This window comes from Streptomyces sp. 8N114 (genome assembly GCF_052245835.1).
Lineage (GTDB): Bacteria > Actinomycetota > Actinomycetes > Streptomycetales > Streptomycetaceae > Streptomyces.
Genome location: NZ_JBQQBT010000003.1, coordinates 187,642 through 204,412 on the forward strand (window position 1 = coordinate 187,642; position 16,771 = coordinate 204,412).

Here is a 16,771-nt window from a genome sequence, read left to right on the forward strand (position 1 = left end):
ATCCACGGTGAGGGCTGCGGAAACCGGTGGTCCGGCGAGCGGCAGCGCGTATCGACGCGGCGCTCCACACGGCTCTCGGGCCCCATTTCCCGGGGCGGACGGCGGCGCGGGGACGGGTGCGCCGTTGGGCTCGGGCGGTGCGCGCCCGGTGGTGGTCAGGGCTCGTGTCCCCTGGTCGCGTGTAACAGGTATGTAAGACGGGCGGTCGGGCGTGAACATTCCATGGGCCGGGTGGATCGGAGTGATCAGTAACGCTCACTCGTGCCGGGCAGACGGCACCGACCGCTAAGGAAGAAACGATGCGCGCTCAGAAGCTCACCCTCACCGCCCTGGCCCTCGCCGCGGGTCTCTCGCTCACCGCCTGCCAGGGGAACGAGGACTCCAACGCGGGCACGAACGCCTCCAAGTCCTCCTCCTCGAAGGACTCGAAGGGGAAGTCCGGTGGCAGCGAGGGCCAGGCCGGCGGCGACGACGTGGAGACGCAGGCCCGCGACAAGTCCGCAGGCGGCGGTAAGGGTGTCAGCGGCACTTGGTTCGGCACGGTGTCCTATCTGGCTCCTGGTAAGTACACGGTCAGTGACATGAAGGGCAAGCAGCAGGCGTTCTTCACTTCCACGACGACCAACGTCCAGGGCTCTGGCGATATTTGTGGCGATGCTGACGGGCAGGCGGCTCAGAAGTGCACCGAGACTCAGCTCGAAGCCGCCGCCAAGAAGGGTGTCTCCGCGAAGGTGCAGATCAAGAACGGCACCGCCGTCAGCATCGTCGACGACCACTGACGCGTGCGCTGGTCAGGGGTGGTCCGGGCGGGTCACCCTTCGATCGCGTGGCCGCGCCGCTGGTGGTGAAAGCGACGGGCGACCGCTTGGCATCGTCGACGCCAATTCGGCCACCTCACCGTGTGACGGCGGCCCCCGTCGTGCTGCAGGCAGGAAATTGATCTGCCGGTCAATTGAGCGGTGAGAGCTGGGCGACGTCCTCGCCCTCGATCTCACCGACTTCGGCGCGAACCTGGGCGACAGCGCACGAGGTGCCGGCCGTGGCCGACTACCGGGGGTGCGTATGTCTTCCGAGTCCGGGGGCGACACTGGTCGAGTGATTGTCGAACGCGCCTATGCCCATCTCTCCTCGTATGACGAGGATGCCTGGCCCTGGTCTGTGCCCTGTGTCCGGCAGCTGCTCGACGAAGGGCTGCGGTTCACCGCACCGGTGACCTTCCTGGTCGGTGAGAACGGCTCGGGGAAATCGACCCTGGTCGAGGCGCTGGCGGAGGGGTTCGGTCTGGACTCCTACGGTGGCTCCCACGACTGGCGCTATGCCTCCCCGCGTGGCAAGTCGGCACTCGGCGAGCGGATGAGGTTCGACGCGGCGTCGCGCGGGCGCCGCATGGTCACCAGCTGGTCGGCCCGAAAGGGCTTCTTCCTGCGGGCCGAGACCGCACTGGACGCCTTGGACCGGGAGGGGTTCTCGCCGGACTCGGTCAGCCACGGTGAGGGCTTTCTCGCGGCGTTCCGCGGGAAGTTCCTGCACGCCGGACTCTATGTTCTCGACGAGCCGGAGGCGGCGCTCTCCTTCTCCTCGTGTCTCGAACTGGTCGGACACATCGACCGGTTGGCCAAGGAGGGCGGCCAGGTCATCTGTGCCACGCACTCCCCGTTGCTGACCGCCCTGCCGGGGGCGGACATCGTCGAGGTCGGCGAGTACGGCATGCGGAGGGTCCCCTGGCGGGAGCTCGACATCGTGGACCACTGGCGCCGCTATCTCACCGATCCGCACATCTACCTGCGGCATATCGTCGAACCGTAGGGAGGCGTTCCCTCTCAACTGTCGGTCACGGGGGCGGTGTATCCGTCGCTGCCACCGATCACGGAACGCGACCAGCACGAGCCCCGTGACCAGCAGCTTCAAGATGCAACTGGCTCAATGGGACGCGGAAAGGCCGGGACCTTGTCCCTTCGTGTCGAGCCTCTCGCGGAGCCACTGCTCGACCTCGCCGACATGTGCCGCGGCCGCGGTCCGGGCCGACTCCGGATCCCGGTCGACAAGGGCTCGGTAGATGCGGGCATGCTCGCGGCGGGTGCGGTCGATGGCGCCCTCCTCCTGGTAGCCACGCCATACTCGGGCGCGGAAGGTGCGGGAGGACAGACCCTCGAGGACTGCTGCCATGGTGTCGTTGCCCGCGGCTTCGGCGATGGCACGGTGGAAGGCGAGGTCGTGGGCGAGGATCGCCTCGGTGTCGTCGGTGGCGTCCATGGCCCTCAGATGCCGTTCGACTTCGGCGAGCTGCCCGGCGTCGATCCGGGCGGCGGCCAGCGCGGTCGCGGTGGACTCCAGGATCTTGCGCACTTCCAGGAGTTCGACCATCTGCGGTCCGCGGGAGAGGTCGGCGACAACCCCGAGGGATTCCAGCAGGTCACCGGCATCGAGCTGGGTGACGTAAACCCCTGATCCGTGCCGTGCCTCCAGCACACCCATGAACGTCAGTGCGCGTACGGCCTCGCGCATCGAGCTGCGGGAGACACCCAGCTGCGCGGCAAGGTCCCGTTCGGTGGGCAGCCGCTGGCCAGGATCCAGCCGGCCTTCGGCGATCAGCGCCTTGATCTGGTCTATGGCGCGCTGCGTCACCGTGCCCTTGTGCGGGGCGGTGCGTTCGTGCAGACCTTCCACAGCTGTTCCTCCCTGTCCGGTGCGCTGGAGTCTAGCTCGGAAGTGCTCGGATGAGTATCTCCGATTGAATCGAAAAAGCCCATGCAGGGGCGTTGACGCGGACAAGTGATCTGATGAATATTCGGGTCGGCCGACGCCGGGACGTCGGTCCTCCACCCACCACTTGTTTGGAGCCGAGCCATGGCCGGACGCACTTCGGGAACCAGATCACAGGCCGTGCGCATAGCGGCGGTTGCTGTCGGCGCCGCCATGGCGCTGTCGGCGTGCGGGAGTACGAAGGACACCGGCGCGTCCGGTGGGAAGGGTGGCGGCGAGGGGGAGGTCGGCGTGGTTCTGCCGCTGCTGACCTCGCCGTTCTGGCAGGCGTACAACGACTACGTGCCGAAGATGGCGAAGTCCGAGGGCGTCGACGCGCGTAAGACCGTCAACTCCAACAGTGACCCGGCGCAGCAGATCACCGACATCAACAACCAGCTCAACCAGGGCGTGAAGGGCCTGGTCGTGGCCCCGCTCGACAGCACCGCCATCTCCGCCGGGCTCGACCAGGCCGAGCGCAAGGGCGTCCCGGTCGTCGCTGTCGACGTCGCGCCCAAGGAGGGCAAGGTCGCCATGGTGGTGCGGGCCAACAACGTGGCGTACGGCGAGAAGGCGTGCGAGTACCTCGGCAAAAAGACCAAGAGCGGCAAAGTCGTCCAGGTCATGGGCGATCTCGCCTCCGTCAACGGGCGTGAGCGCTCCCAGGCGTTCCGCGCGTGCGTGAAGAAGAAGTACCCGAAGCTGAAGGTGCTGGAGATCCCCGCAAAGTGGGAGTCCGACACCGCAGCGTCCAAGCTCGACACGCTGCTGAACTCCAACCCCGACATCAAGGGGATCTACCTGCAGGCGGGCGGGGTGTACCTCGCGCCCACCCTCCAAACCCTCAAGTCCAAGGGGATGTTGAAGAAGGCGGGCAGGAAGGGACACATCACCGTCGTCTCGAACGACGGCATTCCGCAGGAGTTCAACGCCATCCGCAAGGGCCAGATCGACGCGACCGTCTCGCAGCCGGCGGACGCCTATGCCAAGTACGGCATGTACTACATCAAGGCAGCGATGAAGGGGCAGAAGTTCAAGCCGGGCAAGACCGACCACGGCTCCGAAATCGTGAAGCTGCCCAACGGCATGCTCGAGGACCAGCTCCCCGCCCCGCTGGTGACAAAGAAGAACGTCGGGGACAAGAGCCTGTGGGGGAACACCGTCAAATGAGCACCGCCGACACCCTGAGCCGGCCGCTCGTGGCAGCGGACGGCATCACCAAGCGCTACGGTCCGACCGTGGCCCTCGCCGACGGTCGGCTGACCGTTCTTCCGGGCGAGTCCCACGCCCTCGTGGGACGAAACGGCGCCGGAAAGTCGACCCTCGTGTCCATCCTCACCGGACTGCAGGGACCGGACTCCGGCACTGTCGCGTTCGACGGCGAGCCTGCCCCGCCGCTGGCCGACCGCGATGCCTGGCGCAGCAAGGTGGCCTGCGTTTATCAGAAGCCCACTGTCGTGCCGGAGCTGACGGTTGCCGAGAACCTCTTCATCAACCGGCAGCCCCAAGGGCGCGGCGGCTTCATCAGCTGGCGCAAGCTGCGCGCGGAGGCCGCCGATGTCCTCGACACCTGGGACGTGCGTGTCGACCCCGAGGTCTCCACCCGTGACCTCAAGGTCGAGGACCGCCAGATGGTGGAGATCGCCCGGGCGTTGAGCTTCGGTGCGCGCTTCATCGTTCTCGACGAGCCGACCGCGCAACTCGACAACCGCGAGATCGATCGGCTCTTCACCCGGATGCGAACGCTTCAGGAATCCGGCGTGACCTTCCTGTTCATCTCGCATCACCTCCAGGAGGTGTACGAGGTGTGCCAGACCGTCACTGTCCTGCGCGACGCCCGCTGGATCACCACCGCCCCCGTCGCCGAACTACCGCGCGCCGCCCTGATCGAGGCAATGGCGGGGGAGGAGGTCGCCGAGAGTGGGGCCCGGCGCACGGTGCCCCCGCCGGTCGACGCCCCTGTACGGCTGCGGGCGCGTGGCCTCACCGGCGCCGACGGAAGCTTCACGAACGTGGATCTCGTCATTCGCCGTGGCGAGGTCGTCGGCCTCGCAGGCAGCAGCGGCAGCGGGAAGATCGAGCTCGCCGAGAGCCTCGCCGGGCTGTACACGCCGGCCCGGGGCGAGGCGGAACTCGACGGGGAAACACTGCCGTTCGGTGATGTCGGCGCCGCCCTGGAGGCGGGTGTCGGGTGTGTTCCGCGGGACCGGCACCAACAGGGCATGGTCGCGGGGATGACCATCGGCGACAACACCACCATGAGCGTGCTCGGCCGGCTCGGGCGGTACGGGTTCATCGGCACCGAGCGCAAGCGGGCCTTCGCCGGTGAGCTCATCGAGCGGCTCGACATCCACGCCGCTGGACCCGAGCAGCCGGTCTCCGATCTCTCCGGCGGCAATGCCCAGAAGGTCGTGATGGCCCGCGCCCTCGCCTCCGACCCAGGGCTGCTCGTCCTCATCAACCCCACCGCGGGCGTGGACGTGAAATCGAAGGAGTCGCTGCTCGCCCACCTGGACAGCGCCCGGGAGGACGGCACCGCGGTGCTCGTCGTCTCGGACGAACTCGACGATCTGCGCCGGTGCGATCGCGTGCTGGTGCTCTTCCACGGACAGGTGGTGGCCGAGTACCCGGCGGGCTGGAACGACCACGAATTGATCGCGTCGATAGAAGGAGTGGACCATGGCTGACACCAAGCCTTCGGCGACCGTGGCCGCCACCCGCAAGCCGGCCGTCGCCGACGTGCCCTCCGGCGCCCCGAAGAACGTACTGTTGCGCCGAGCCCGCGAACTCGCCCTGGTACCGGCTCTGCTCGTCCTGCTGATCCTGGGCGCTGTGGTCAACGACTCCTTCCTCACCGAGCGCAACCTGATCTCGATCCTCGGCGCCTCGGCGGCGCTGGCCATGGTGGTGCTGGCGGAGTCGCTGGTGCTGATCACCGGCAAGTTCGACCTCTCGTTGGAGTCGGTCCTCGGTATCGCGCCGGCGCTGGGCGCTCTGCTGGTACTGCCGGCGGCGAACGCCGGGTTCGGTACCGAGTGGCCGACGGCGCTCGGCCTGCTCGCCATCGTCGTAGCCGGGGCGGCAGTCGGCGCGTTCAACGGCGTTCTCGTCGTGAAGTTCAAGCTCAACGCGTTCATCGTGACGCTCGCCATGCTGATCGTGCTGCGCGGCCTCCTCGTCGGCGCCACCAAGGGCAAGACGCTCTTCGGGATGCCCGACGCCTTCTACGCCCTTGCCACCTCGACCTTTCTCACCATCCCGCTGTCGGTCTGGCTCGCTGCGGCCGCGTTCGGCATCGCGGGCTTCCTCCTCAAGTACCACCGTGTGGGGCGCGCGCTGTACTCGATCGGCGGCAACCCGGAAGCAGCGCGTGCCGCCGGGATCCGAGTCGAGCGGGTGATGCTCGGCGTGTTCATCGTCGCCGGTGTGCTCGCCTCGGTCGGCGGGCTCATGCAGACCGGCTACGTCGGTGCCATCAACGCCAACCAAGGTCAGAACATGATCTTCACGGTGTTCGCGGCCGCGGTCATCGGCGGCATCAGCCTGGACGGCGGGAAGGGCACGATGTTCGGCGCCCTCACAGGTGTCCTGCTGCTCGGCGTCGTGCAGAACCTGCTCACTCTTGCCCAGGTGCCGTCCTTCTGGATCCAGGCCATCTACGGCGGAATCATCCTCATCGCTCTCATGATCGCCCGGGTGACGACCGGCCGCGCGCAGGACTAGGAGTACCGAACACCATGAAACTGTTGCGTCTGGGCAGTCCGGGCCTCGAACGCCCCGCCCTCCGCACCGAAGACGGCCGCACGCTGGACCTGTCCTCCCTCACCGCCGACATCGACGGCACCCTTCTCGCAGGCGGCGGCCTGGAACGGGTCCGCGCCGCCGCCGAAGCGGGGACACTGCCGGAGCTGGACCCGACCGGGCTGCGCATCGGCGCCCCCGTCGTCCGCCCCGGCAAGGTGGTGTGCATCGGCCTGAACTACCTCGACCACGCCACCGAGACCGGCGCCGGCATCCCGGGGCGGCCCGTGGTGTTCATGAAGGACCCCGGCACCGTCATCGGCCCCTTCGACCAGGTTCTCATCCCGCGTGGCTCCACCCGGACCGACTGGGAGGTCGAGCTCGCCGTCGTCATCGGCGCGCGCGCCCGCTACCTGGCCGGGCCGCAGGAAGCCCTCCACCATGTCGCCGGTTACGCGATCAGCCACGACGTCTCCGAGCGCGAGTTCCAGCTGGACTTCTCTTCCCAGTGGGACCTCGGCAAGTCCTGCGAGACCTTCAACCCGCTCGGGCCTTTCCTCGTCACCGCCGACGAGGTGCCCGACCCGCAGCAGCTCACGCTGCGGCTGGCCGTCAACGGCATCGAGCGGCAGCACGGCCGCACCAGCGACATGATCTTCGACGTCGCGCATCTCGTGGCCTATCTGAGCCAGTACATGGTGCTGGAGCCCGGCGACGTCATCAACACCGGCACCCCGGCCGGCGTCGCCCTGGGTCTGCCCGGCAACCCCTTCCTCCGCGCTGGCGACACCACCGAGCTCACCATCACGGGGCTCGGCGGCCAGCGCCAGACCTTTGCGCAAGCGTGAGAGGCGCCACAGTGACAGCATCCACAGCCCCCCGGGCCCCGCGGATCATTGCCGTCGACACCTACGACATCCGCTTCCCCACCTCACGCGAGCTCGACGGCTCCGACGCGATGAACCCGGACCCCGACTACTCCGCCGGCTACGTGGTGCTGCGCACCGACGCGGGCGACGGACATGAGGGGCATGGCTTCACCTTCACCATCGGGCGCGGCAACGAGGTCCAGATCGCCGCCATCGAGGCTCTGCGGCCGCACATCGTCGGCCGGTCCGCAGAAGAGCTGTGCGCCGACCCCGGCGCCCTCAGCCGGGACCTGAACGGCGACAGCCAGCTGCGCTGGCTCGGTCCCGAGAAGGGCGTGATGCACATGGCGATCGGCGCTGTCGTCAACGCCGTCTGGGACCTCGCCGCAAAGCAGCAGGGCAAGCCGCTGTGGCAACTGCTCGCCGACGCCGAGCCGGACTGGCTGGTCGACCAGATCGACTTCCGCTACATAGCGGACGTCCTCAGCCCCGAGGACGCGCTCGCACTGCTCAGGAACGGGCGCGAGGGCGCCGCCGACCGGGAAGCGGCTCTGCGTGAGCGCGGCTATCCCGCATACACCACCTCTCCCGGCTGGCTCGGCTACTCCGACGCCAAGCTCAAGCGGCTCGCCGAGGAGGCCGTCGCCGACGGCTTCACGCAGATCAAGCTCAAGGTCGGTGCCGACCTGGAAGAGGACATCCGCCGCTGCCGTACCGCGCGCGCCGCCGTGGGGCCTGACATCCGTATCGCCATAGACGCCAACCAACGGTGGAACGTGGACGAGGCGATCGTCTGGGTCCGGGCGCTGGAGGAGTTCGACCCGTACTGGATCGAGGAGCCGACCAGCCCGGACGACGTCCTCGGGCACGCCGCCGTCCGCCGAGGCGTCTTCCCGGTGCTGGTTGCCACCGGCGAGCACGTACAGAACCGCATCGTGTTCAAACAGCTCCTCCAGGCGCGCGCCATCGACATCCTCCAGCTGGACGCGGCACGCGTGGGCGGCGTCAACGAGAACCTCGCGATCCTGCTGCTCGCCGCCAAGTTCGGCATTCCCGTCTGCCCGCACGCGGGCGGGGTGGGCCTGTGCGAACTCGTCCAGCACCTGTCGATGTTCGACTACGTGGCCCTGACCGGCAGCACGAAGAACCGGGCCATCGAGTACGTCGACCATCTGCACGAGCACTTCGAGCACCCCGTGCACGTGGAGAACGGCCATTACGCGGCACCCACCGCACCTGGGTTCTCGGCGCAGATGAAGGCACAGTCGATCACCACCTTCCGCTACCCGGGCGGCACGTACTGGGCTGCTGACGCCGCCGACAACGAGGAGGCAACCGCATGAGTGGCGAACTGGACGGTCTCAAGGCGCTCGTCACCGGCGGCGGGAGCGGCATCGGCCTGGCCACGGCCCGGCTGCTGGCCGAGCGCGGCGCCGGCGTCGCGGTGCTCGACCTGAACCCCGATGTCGACGCGCCGCTGCACGGCTACACCGCCGACGTCTCCGACGGGGCTGCGGTGGCGGCTGCCGTCAGCACGGCCGCCGACGACCTGGGGGGCCTCGACATCCTGATCAACAACGCCGGCATCGGCGCCGTCGGGACCGTCGAGGACAACGACGATGCCGAGTGGCACCGGGTACTCGATGTCAACGTGCTCGGCGTGGTGCGTACGACGCGCGCAGCCCTGAGCCATCTGCGCCGCTCCGCCCATGCCGCAGTCGTCAACACCTGCTCCATCGCCGCCACCGCCGGCCTGCCGCAGCGCGCCCTGTACAGCGCCAGCAAGGGCGCCTTGCAGTCACTCACCCTGGCCATGGCGGCGGACCACATCCACGAGGGCATCCGGGTCAACTGCGTCAACCCCGGCACGGCCGACACTCCTTGGATCGGCAGGCTGCTCGCCGCCGCCGACTACCCCGCACTGGAGCGGGCCGCCCTCAACGCCCGCCAGCCGATGGGCCGGCTGGTGACCGCAGAGGAGGTCGCCGCCGCCATCGTGTACCTGTCGAGCCCCGCAGCGGGAAGCGTCACCGGCACCGCGCTGGCGGTTGACGGCGGCATGCAGGGCCTGCGGCCGCGCCCGCCGGCGGACAGCGCGGACCGGTGATGCGTATGCGTACGCACCCGATCGGGGCGGCCGGCGTCGAGGTGACGGAACTGGGCTTCGGCAGCGCCTCGATCAGCGGCCTGTACGAGGCGGTGGACGAGGACACCGCCGCGGCCACGGTCGCGGCGGCCTGGGATGCGGGCGTGCGGTACTTCGACACCGCCCCGCACTATGGCGTCGGCCTCGCGGAGCGCCGCCTCGGGGCCGCGCTGCGGGACAAGCCACGTGACGCATACACCCTGTCCACCAAGGCCGGGCGGCTACTCGTTCCGTACGCCGAGGGGGAGGGGCCCGGCGACGACCTCGCCCACGGCTTCGCCGTCCCGGCGACGCATCGCCGCGTCTGGGACTTCAGCGCGGACGGCGTGCGGCGCAGCCTGGAGCAGAGCCTGGAGCGACTCGGCCTCGACCGCCTCGACATCGTCTACCTCCACGACCCCGACGACCACGGGGAACAGGCGCTGCGCGAGGCATACCCCGCGCTGGAGCGGCTGCGCGCCCAGGGCATCGTCCGCGCGATCGGCGCAGGCATGAACCAGGCCGGGATGCTGACGCGTTTCGTCACCGACACGGACGTGGACCTGGTGCTCTGCGCCGGCCGCTACACGCTGCTCGAACAGACCGCGCTGCGCGAGCTGTTGCCTGCGGCGGAGGAGCGCGGCAAGCGCGTCGTCATCGGCGGCGTGTTCAACTCCGGTCTCCTCGCCGACCCCGGTCGGCCCGACGCCACGTACGACTACACCGCCGTACCCGACGCGATACGCGCCCGGGCCCTGCACATGCGGGCCGTCACCGAGGCGTACGGCGTCCCGCTGCGCGCCGCCGCGCTGCGCTTCCCCTTCGGCCATCCGGCGGTGGCGAGCGTGCTGACCGGGGCACGGTCGGTGGCCGAGGCACAGGACGCGGCAGCGATGCTGCGCCTCGAGATACCGGACGGGCTGTGGGAGGGGCTGCGGGCGGAGGGGCTGCTGCCCGCCGAAGTGCCGGTCCCGGCGGCCGGAGGGCAGGAGGAGCGATGCGCATAGCGCTCTTCATCACCTGCTTCAACGACACGATGTTCCCGGAGACGGGCAAGGCGGTCGTGAAGCTCCTCGAACGCCTCGGCCACACCGTGGAGTTCCCGCAGGAGCAGACCTGCTGCGGGCAGATGCACTTCAACTCCGGCTACCGCCGCGAGGCTCTTGTCATGGTGCGCCGGTTCGTGGACGTCTTCAGCACGTACGACACCGTGGTGACGCCTTCCGGCTCGTGCGCCGGGATGGTGCGTGACCATCACCGGGTGCTGGCCGAGCAGCACGGCGACGCACCGCTCGCCGCGGCGGTCGAACAGCTGGCCCCGACGGTGTTCGAGCTCTCCGAGCTGCTGGTGGACGTCCTCGGTATCCGCGACGTGGGGGCGTACTTCCCGCACCGCGTCACGTATCACCCGACCTGCCATTCGCTGAGGATGCTCCGCGTCGGCGACCGGCCGCTGCAACTGCTGCGCGCGGTCAAAGGGATCGACCTGGTCGAGCTGCCGGGCGCCGAGTCATGCTGCGGCTTCGGCGGCACCTTCGCTCTGAAGAACGCCGACACCTCCAATGCCATGCTGGCCGACAAGATGTCCAACGTCCTGGGCACCGGTGCCGAGGTGCTCTCGGCGGGCGACAACTCCTGCCTGATGCACATCGCCGGCGCCCTCTCCCGGCTGCGTACGGGCGTCGGGACGCGGCACCTCGCGGAGATCCTGGCAGCCACGGAAAGGGATCTGCCGTGAGCGGAGCCGGCAACATCACCTGGCTGGGGACGCCCGCATTCCCCGACGCCGCCCGCACCGCCCTCGCCGACACGCAGCTGCGCGCCAACCTGCGCAAGGCCACCGGCACCATCCGCGACAAGCGCCTCGCCGCCACCGGCGAACTGGGCGGCTGGGAGCAGCTGCGCGAGGCCGGGGCCGCGCTGAAGCGGCGCACGCTACGCCACCTCGACACATATCTGCTCCGCCTGGAGGAAACCGTCACCAAGGCCGGGGGCACGGTGCATTGGGCCACCGACGCCGCCGAGGCGAACCGCATCGTGACGTACCTCGTGCGTGCGACGGGCGAGCGGGAGGCCGTCAAGGTCAAGTCCATGGCCACTCAGGAGATCGGACTCAACGAGGCCCTTGCGGCAGCGGACATCCGCGCGTACGAGACCGATCTCGCCGAGCTCATCGTGCAGCTCGGCGACGACCGTCCCTCCCATATCCTGGTCCCCGCCATCCACCGCAACCGCGCCGAGATCCGCGAGATCTTCCGGGATGTGATGGCCGAGTGGGGGCGGCCGGCGCCCGACGCACTGACCGACGATCCGGGGGACCTGGCGGAGGCGGCCCGGCTGCATCTGCGCGAAAAGTTCCTGCGGGCCAAGGTGGCGATCTCCGGGGCCAACTTCGCGGCCGCCGACACGGGAACGGTCGGGGTCGTCGAGTCGGAGGGCAACGGACGGATGTGCCTGACCCTCCCTCAGACGCTGATCACCATCATGGGCATCGAGAAGGTCCTGCCGTCCTTCGCCGACCTCGAGGTCTTCCTCCAGCTCCTGCCGCGCTCGTCCACGGGGGAGCGTATGAACCCCTACACGAGCATGTGGACCGGCACCACGCCCGGCGACGGGCCGCAGGACTTCCACCTGGTCCTCCTCGACAACGGCCGCACCGCCACGCTGCGCGACCCCGTCGGCCGGCAGGCGCTCGGCTGCATCCGCTGCTCCGCCTGCCTCAACGTCTGCCCGGTGTACGAGCGGACCGGCGGTCACGCGTACGGCTCGGTGTACCCCGGCCCGATCGGGGCCGTGCTCACCCCGCAGTTGGTGGGCGTCGAGCACGCCGCCTCGCTGCCCTTCGCCTCCTCACTCTGCGGGGCCTGCTACGACGCCTGCCCGGTGAAGATCAACATTCCGGAGGTACTGGTCCACTTGCGCGCCGAGGCGGTCGAGGCCGAGCGGGGACCCGTACCGACCCCGGAGGCCCTGGTGATGAAGGCCGTGGCGGCGACGCTCGGGTCGCCGCGACGGTTGGCCTGGGCGCAGCGGTTCGGCTCGGCGGGCAGTCGGCTGCTGACGCGGCGCGGGCGGATCGGCAGGCTGCCGGGGCCGCTGCGCCGCTGGTCGGACACCCGGGACACAGCGCCACCGGCCCGGGAGTCCTTCCGGGCGTGGTGGCGGCGCACGCGCGGCACGGAAGGCGGCAAACGATGAACCCCCGCGACACCGTCCTGCAGCGCATACGGGCCGCACTGACGGACGTGCCGGCGTCGGAGACCCCGGACGACGTGCCGGTGCCGCGCGCATACGCGTCCAGCCACGCCGGACCCGACCCGGTCTCGCTCTTCGCCGAACGCGTCGCGGACTACCGGGCCACGGTCACCCGTACCTCCGCCGTCGGGGCGCGCGCCGTCGTCGCGGACGCACTGTCCAGGCGCGGTGTCGGCTCCCTGGTGGTGCCCGAAGGCTTCCCGCCACAGATGCTGCCGACGGGGGAGTGGACGGTCCTGGCCGAGGAGCCACGGCTGAACGTGGAACATGTGGACGCGGTGGACGCAGTGCTGACCACCTGCGCCGTGGGCATAGCCGTCACCGGCACGATCGTGCTGGACGCGGGTCCTGGACAGGGAAGACGGGCACTGACGTTGCTGCCCGACCACCACCTGTGCGTCGTGCGGGAGGCGCAGGTCGCCGGTGACGTGCCCGAGGCGCTGACCCGCCTGGACCCCGCCCGCCCGCTCACGTTCATTTCCGGCCCGTCGGCCACGAGCGACATCGAACTCGACCGGGTGGAAGGCGTACACGGCCCACGCACCCTGGACGTCGTCATCATCGAGGAGCCGTCGAGCGAAGAACCGTCGAGCGAGGAGCCGTCATGAGTACACGAGTCGCCCTGCACACCAAGGTCCGCTCCGACCGCATCGAGGAGTACGAGGCCGCCCACCGCGAGGTCCCCGCCGAGCTGCGGGAGGCCATCCGCACGGCCGGGGCCACGTCGTGGACGATCTGGCGCAGCGGCACGGACCTCTTCCATCTGATCGAGGTCGAGGACTATCCGAAGATGATCGCCGAACTGAACGAGCTGCCGGTGAACATCGCCTGGCAGGCACGCATGGCCGAGCTCCTCGACATCGTCCACGACTATTCCTCCGAGGGCGCGGATGCCTCGCTCCCCGTCGTCTGGGAGCTTTGAGCCGATGTCACGCCCGCCGATCACTGACGCCCACCATCACGTCTGGGACCTGTCCGTCCGCGGCCAGGACTGGCTGAGCGGCCCCGAATTCGCCCCGATCCGCCGCGACTTCTCCCTCTCCGATCTGGAGCCGGAGGCCCGCGCGGCGGGCGTCACCCGCACGGTGCTGGTCCAGACGGTCACGGTGGCGGAGGAGACCCCCGAGCTCCTCGCACTGGCGGCGAACAGCGATCTGGTCACCGGAGTCGTGGGCTGGACCGACCTCACCGTTCCAGGGATCGCCGACGAGCTCGCACGCCTCGCCGCGCTGCCCGGCGGCGACCAGCTGCGCGGCATCCGCCACCAGGTCCAGGCCGAGCCCGACCCGCAGTGGCTCGTCCGCCCCGATGTTCTGCGGGGTCTGCGCGCCATCGAGGCCGCCGACCTCGCGTACGACTTCGTCCTGCTGCCTCACCAGCTGCCCGCGGCGATCGGGGCCGCGACCGAGCTGCCCGGCCTGACCTTCGTCCTCGACCATCTGGGCAAGCCGCCCATCGCCTCCGGCGAACTGGAGCCCTGGGCGCGGAACGTCCGTGCGCTCGCGGCCCTCCCCAACACGGTCTGCAAGCTGTCCGGCATGGTGACGGAGGCCGACTGGGACACCTGGTCGGTGCGGGACCTTAGCCCCTGCGTCGACACCGTGCTGGAGTCCTTCGGGCCGGACCGGCTGATGTTCGGTTCCGACTGGCCGGTATGCCGGTTGGCAGCCACGTACACCGAGGTGGTCGAAACAGCCATGCTGCTCATCGCGGACCTCACACCCACCGAGCAGGCGTGGATCTGGTCGGGCACCGCGAAGCGTGTGTACGGCAGCTGAATGCCGGATGCGGGTGAAGGCGGCGCACGGAGGCATCCGGCTGCCGAGCGCGCTCGGCAGCCCGATGCCCTCTGCGCGGACCGGCTGTTGGTCTACTTCACCTGGTACGTGCCGTGCAGCGGCAGCCACCGTGAGGAGCCGCCGACGGAGATCTCGTACTCACCGCTCTGGACGCGGTAGTCCTTCGCCTCGCTGTCCCAGTACGACAGCTCCCGCGGGTCGACCTCGAGAGTGACCGTCTTGGTCTCGCCCCTGTCGAGGTGGACCTTGGTGAAGGCGCCGAGTTCCTTCGGCGGCGTCTGTGCCTTCGTGTCCGGCTTGCCGACGTAGAGCTGCGGAACTTCAGCCCCCTCCCGCTCACCGGCATTGGTCACCTTGAACGACACGGTCACCGGATCACTGGGGCCGCCCGAGGACTTCTCCAGCTTCAGGTCCTGGTAGGAGAAGCCGGCGGTGTAGGACAGGCCGTGGCCGAACGGGAAGAGAGGGGCCTGGTTCTCCTTGTCGTACCACCGGTAGCCGACGTTGACGCCCTCGGTGTACTTGCTCTTGCCGCCGACGCCCGGGAACTGCTCCTTCGTGCTCACCGGCGTCTGCGTCTCGCTCGCCGGCCAGGTCTGCGGCAGCTTGCCGCCGGGATTGACGTCGCCCCACAGCAGTTGTGCCGTGGCCGCGCCGCCCCGGGCGCCGGGGTACCAGGTCTGCAGGACGCTCTTGACCTTGGGCAGCCACGGCATCAGGACGGGCGCACCGGTCTGGAGTACGACCACCGTGTTCGGATTGGCGTCCGCCACCGCGTTGACCAGGGCGTCCTGGTTGCCCGGCAGGCTCAGGTTCTTGCGGTCCTCGCCCTCTTTCGCTTCGTCCTTGACGAACACCACGGCCGTCTTGGCCTTCTTCGCTTCCTCCGCCGCCTGCTTCAGGTCGGACCCGTCCGCGTACGAGACCTTGGTCGAGGACCCGGCACGGGAGGCGATGGCGTCGTAGGCGTTGTCCATCGACAGCGGCTTGACCGCGCTGCTGCCGCCGCCGCTCGCCGTCTGCTTCGCCGGGCCCCCGATGACCGCGACGCTGTCCGTCGAGGAACCGAGGGGGAGCGCGGCATCCTCGTTCTTCATCAGGACCGCGCTCTCGGCCGCGATCTCCTGGGCGGACGTGCTGTCCTTGCCTTCATCGATCTCGCCCCGCGCCATGGGATCGCGGTCGAACATCCCGAACCGGAACAGGGTGGTGAGCGTCTCGCGTACCCGGGTGTCGACGTCGGCCATCGTGATCGAGCCGTCGTTCAGCGCAGCCTGGACCTTGGGCAGGGTGGCGTGCACCCCGGTCGGCAGCTCGACGTTCAGTCCGGCCTTGACGGACTTGGTGCTGTGGGTGGCCGGGTAGTCGGACACGATGTAGCCGTCGAAGCCCAGCTTCGAGCGCAGGTCCCCCAGGGTCTGGTTGTTCTCGCAGGCATGCACGCTGTTGATCTTGTTGTACGAGCACATCACGGAGCCGGGCCTACCACCGGCGATGGCGACATCGAAGTTCTTCTCGTAGATCTCGTGCAGCGTCCGGTCGTCGATCTCGGACGACCCGCTCATCCGGTCGGTCTCCTGGTTGTTGGCCGCGTAGTGCTTCAGGGTGGCGATCACCCCTTGGTCCTGGATGCCGCGCGTGCTCGCGCCCGCCAGGGTGCCGGAGAGATACGGGTCCTCGCTGTAGTACTCGAAGTTGCGGCCGTTGACGGGCACGCGCTGGATGTTGTGTCCAGGGGCGAACACCTGGGCCTGGCCGAGCGCCCGCGCCTCGGAGCCGAGCACCGAGCCGTGCTCCTCGGCGAGCTCTGTGTCGAAGCTTGCCGCCAGGGCTGAGGGCGAGGGCAGTGCGGTGGCCTTGTCCTGAGTGTCGGGGGACTGGCTGTCCCGCACGCCGGCCGGGCCGTCGGTCATGGTGATGCCGGGGACCTTCAGCCGCGGAATCGGCGGAATGTAGCCAATGGTGGGGAGGGGTGACTCCGACTGCTCGACCCCGTGCAGCATGTGCACTTTCTCTTCGAGGGTCATGGCCTTGAGCAGGTCGTTCGCGCGCTCTTCAGGGGGCTGACCCTTGTTCATCCAGGCGTGTGTGTCGGCTGACGCGGTGTGGGCGGGGGCGAGCAGCCCGGCCGATGCGACGGCCATGCTCGCAACCCCGATGAGCAGGCGCCGGGTTGTCACTCCGCGCCGATGTGTTCTGGTCATGGAACCTCCAGTGCTCCGTTGCATGAATGAGTGGCA

The 16,771-nt window shown here is 69.2% G+C and carries 16 protein-coding genes; 14 read left to right on the forward strand and 2 right to left on the reverse strand.

Annotated elements, in window-relative coordinates; all coding sequences use genetic code 11:
- The first annotated feature begins 299 nt into the window (after positions 1-299).
- The gene (locus ACTWQF_RS08965) at positions 300-779 is read left to right on the forward strand and encodes a hypothetical protein (protein WP_443278652.1); all 480 of its coding nucleotides are present in this window, start codon (positions 300-302) and stop codon (positions 777-779) included.
- Between the two features lie 316 nt (positions 780-1,095).
- Entirely contained in the window at positions 1,096-1,806 is a 711-nt protein-coding gene (locus ACTWQF_RS08970; protein WP_443278653.1) for an AAA family ATPase, read from the forward strand.
- Between the two features lie 114 nt (positions 1,807-1,920).
- On the opposite strand, the gene ACTWQF_RS08975 is transcribed toward ACTWQF_RS08970, so the two are convergent.
- Positions 1,921-2,658 carry a FadR/GntR family transcriptional regulator gene (locus ACTWQF_RS08975; RefSeq protein WP_443278952.1) on the reverse strand — a complete coding sequence of 246 codons (738 nt, stop codon included), beginning with the start codon at positions 2,656-2,658 and terminating at the stop codon, positions 1,921-1,923.
- A 189-nt stretch (positions 2,659-2,847) separates the two neighbouring features.
- On the opposite strand from ACTWQF_RS08975, the gene ACTWQF_RS08980 reads away from it, so the two are divergent.
- The 12 genes from ACTWQF_RS08980 to ACTWQF_RS09035 are packed head-to-tail and all read left to right on the forward strand — an operon-like array spanning position 2,848 to position 14,510.
- Positions 2,848-3,912, forward strand: coding sequence for a sugar ABC transporter substrate-binding protein (locus ACTWQF_RS08980; RefSeq protein ID WP_443278654.1), 1,065 nt, complete (start codon positions 2,848-2,850; stop codon positions 3,910-3,912).
- Positions 3,909-5,429 (forward strand): sugar ABC transporter ATP-binding protein, encoded by a 1,521-nt coding sequence (locus ACTWQF_RS08985; RefSeq protein WP_443278655.1) that lies wholly within the window; start codon positions 3,909-3,911, stop codon positions 5,427-5,429. The genes ACTWQF_RS08980 and ACTWQF_RS08985 overlap by 4 nt, the downstream gene beginning before the upstream one ends.
- Positions 5,422-6,465 carry an ABC transporter permease gene (locus tag ACTWQF_RS08990; RefSeq protein ID WP_443278656.1) on the forward strand — a complete coding sequence of 348 codons (1,044 nt, stop codon included), beginning with the start codon at positions 5,422-5,424 and terminating at the stop codon, positions 6,463-6,465. The genes ACTWQF_RS08985 and ACTWQF_RS08990 overlap by 8 nt, the downstream gene beginning before the upstream one ends.
- Before the next feature lie 14 nt (positions 6,466-6,479).
- The gene (locus ACTWQF_RS08995; protein WP_443278657.1) at positions 6,480-7,331 is read left to right on the forward strand and encodes a fumarylacetoacetate hydrolase family protein; all 852 of its coding nucleotides are present in this window, start codon (positions 6,480-6,482) and stop codon (positions 7,329-7,331) included.
- A gap of 11 nt (positions 7,332-7,342) precedes the next feature.
- Entirely contained in the window at positions 7,343-8,695 is a 1,353-nt protein-coding gene (locus ACTWQF_RS09000; protein ID WP_443278658.1) for an L-fuconate dehydratase, read from the forward strand.
- Positions 8,692-9,459: an SDR family NAD(P)-dependent oxidoreductase gene (locus tag ACTWQF_RS09005; protein ID WP_443278659.1), complete on the forward strand. Its 768-nt coding sequence runs from the start codon at positions 8,692-8,694 to the stop codon at positions 9,457-9,459. Before ACTWQF_RS09000 ends, ACTWQF_RS09005 begins: the two co-directional genes overlap by 4 nt.
- Positions 9,460-9,464: 5 nt before the next feature.
- Positions 9,465-10,484, forward strand: coding sequence for an aldo/keto reductase (locus tag ACTWQF_RS09010; protein WP_443278660.1), 1,020 nt, complete (start codon positions 9,465-9,467; stop codon positions 10,482-10,484).
- Complete coding sequence (locus tag ACTWQF_RS09015) at positions 10,475-11,215, forward strand: (Fe-S)-binding protein (protein WP_443278661.1); 741 nt, start codon at positions 10,475-10,477, stop codon at positions 11,213-11,215. Before ACTWQF_RS09010 ends, ACTWQF_RS09015 begins: the two co-directional genes overlap by 10 nt.
- Positions 11,212-12,675 carry a lactate utilization protein B gene (locus ACTWQF_RS09020; RefSeq protein ID WP_443278662.1) on the forward strand — a complete coding sequence of 488 codons (1,464 nt, stop codon included), beginning with the start codon at positions 11,212-11,214 and terminating at the stop codon, positions 12,673-12,675. The genes ACTWQF_RS09015 and ACTWQF_RS09020 overlap by 4 nt, the downstream gene beginning before the upstream one ends.
- Complete coding sequence (locus ACTWQF_RS09025) at positions 12,672-13,340, forward strand: LutC/YkgG family protein (RefSeq protein WP_443278663.1); 669 nt, start codon at positions 12,672-12,674, stop codon at positions 13,338-13,340. Before ACTWQF_RS09020 ends, ACTWQF_RS09025 begins: the two co-directional genes overlap by 4 nt.
- Complete coding sequence (locus ACTWQF_RS09030; protein WP_443278664.1) at positions 13,337-13,654, forward strand: L-rhamnose mutarotase; 318 nt, start codon at positions 13,337-13,339, stop codon at positions 13,652-13,654. The genes ACTWQF_RS09025 and ACTWQF_RS09030 overlap by 4 nt, the downstream gene beginning before the upstream one ends.
- 4 nt (positions 13,655-13,658) lie before the next feature.
- Positions 13,659-14,510, forward strand: a complete 852-nt coding sequence (locus ACTWQF_RS09035) for an amidohydrolase family protein (RefSeq protein ID WP_443278665.1) — start codon at positions 13,659-13,661, stop codon at positions 14,508-14,510.
- Between the two features lie 92 nt (positions 14,511-14,602).
- Here the strand turns inward: ACTWQF_RS09035 and ACTWQF_RS09040 are convergent, their stop codons facing one another.
- The gene (locus ACTWQF_RS09040) at positions 14,603-16,735 is read right to left on the reverse strand and encodes a beta-glucosidase family protein (protein WP_443278667.1); all 2,133 of its coding nucleotides are present in this window, start codon (positions 16,733-16,735) and stop codon (positions 14,603-14,605) included.
- Between the last annotated feature and the right edge of the window lie 36 nt (positions 16,736-16,771).

Excerpts from the sequence above, each read along its gene's own strand:
- ACTWQF_RS08965 (WP_443278652.1), top strand. The coding sequence starts at position 300 with ATGCGCGCTCAGAAGCTCACCCTCACCGCCCTGGCCCTCGCCGCGGGT.
- ACTWQF_RS08980 (WP_443278654.1), top strand. The coding sequence starts at position 2,848 with ATGGCCGGACGCACTTCGGGAACCAGATCACAGGCCGTGCGCATAGCG.
- ACTWQF_RS08985 (WP_443278655.1), top strand. The coding sequence starts at position 3,909 with ATGAGCACCGCCGACACCCTGAGCCGGCCGCTCGTGGCAGCGGACGGC.
- ACTWQF_RS08990 (WP_443278656.1), top strand. The coding sequence starts at position 5,422 with ATGGCTGACACCAAGCCTTCGGCGACCGTGGCCGCCACCCGCAAGCCG.
- ACTWQF_RS08995 (WP_443278657.1), top strand. The coding sequence starts at position 6,480 with ATGAAACTGTTGCGTCTGGGCAGTCCGGGCCTCGAACGCCCCGCCCTC.
- ACTWQF_RS09005 (WP_443278659.1), top strand. The coding sequence starts at position 8,692 with ATGAGTGGCGAACTGGACGGTCTCAAGGCGCTCGTCACCGGCGGCGGG.
- ACTWQF_RS09010 (WP_443278660.1), top strand. The coding sequence starts at position 9,465 with ATGCGTACGCACCCGATCGGGGCGGCCGGCGTCGAGGTGACGGAACTG.
- ACTWQF_RS09015 (WP_443278661.1), top strand. The coding sequence starts at position 10,475 with ATGCGCATAGCGCTCTTCATCACCTGCTTCAACGACACGATGTTCCCG.
- ACTWQF_RS09025 (WP_443278663.1), top strand. The coding sequence starts at position 12,672 with ATGAACCCCCGCGACACCGTCCTGCAGCGCATACGGGCCGCACTGACG.
- ACTWQF_RS09030 (WP_443278664.1), top strand. The coding sequence starts at position 13,337 with ATGAGTACACGAGTCGCCCTGCACACCAAGGTCCGCTCCGACCGCATC.
- ACTWQF_RS09035 (WP_443278665.1), top strand. The coding sequence starts at position 13,659 with ATGTCACGCCCGCCGATCACTGACGCCCACCATCACGTCTGGGACCTG.
- ACTWQF_RS09040 (WP_443278667.1), bottom strand. The coding sequence starts at position 16,735 with ATGACCAGAACACATCGGCGCGGAGTGACAACCCGGCGCCTGCTCATC.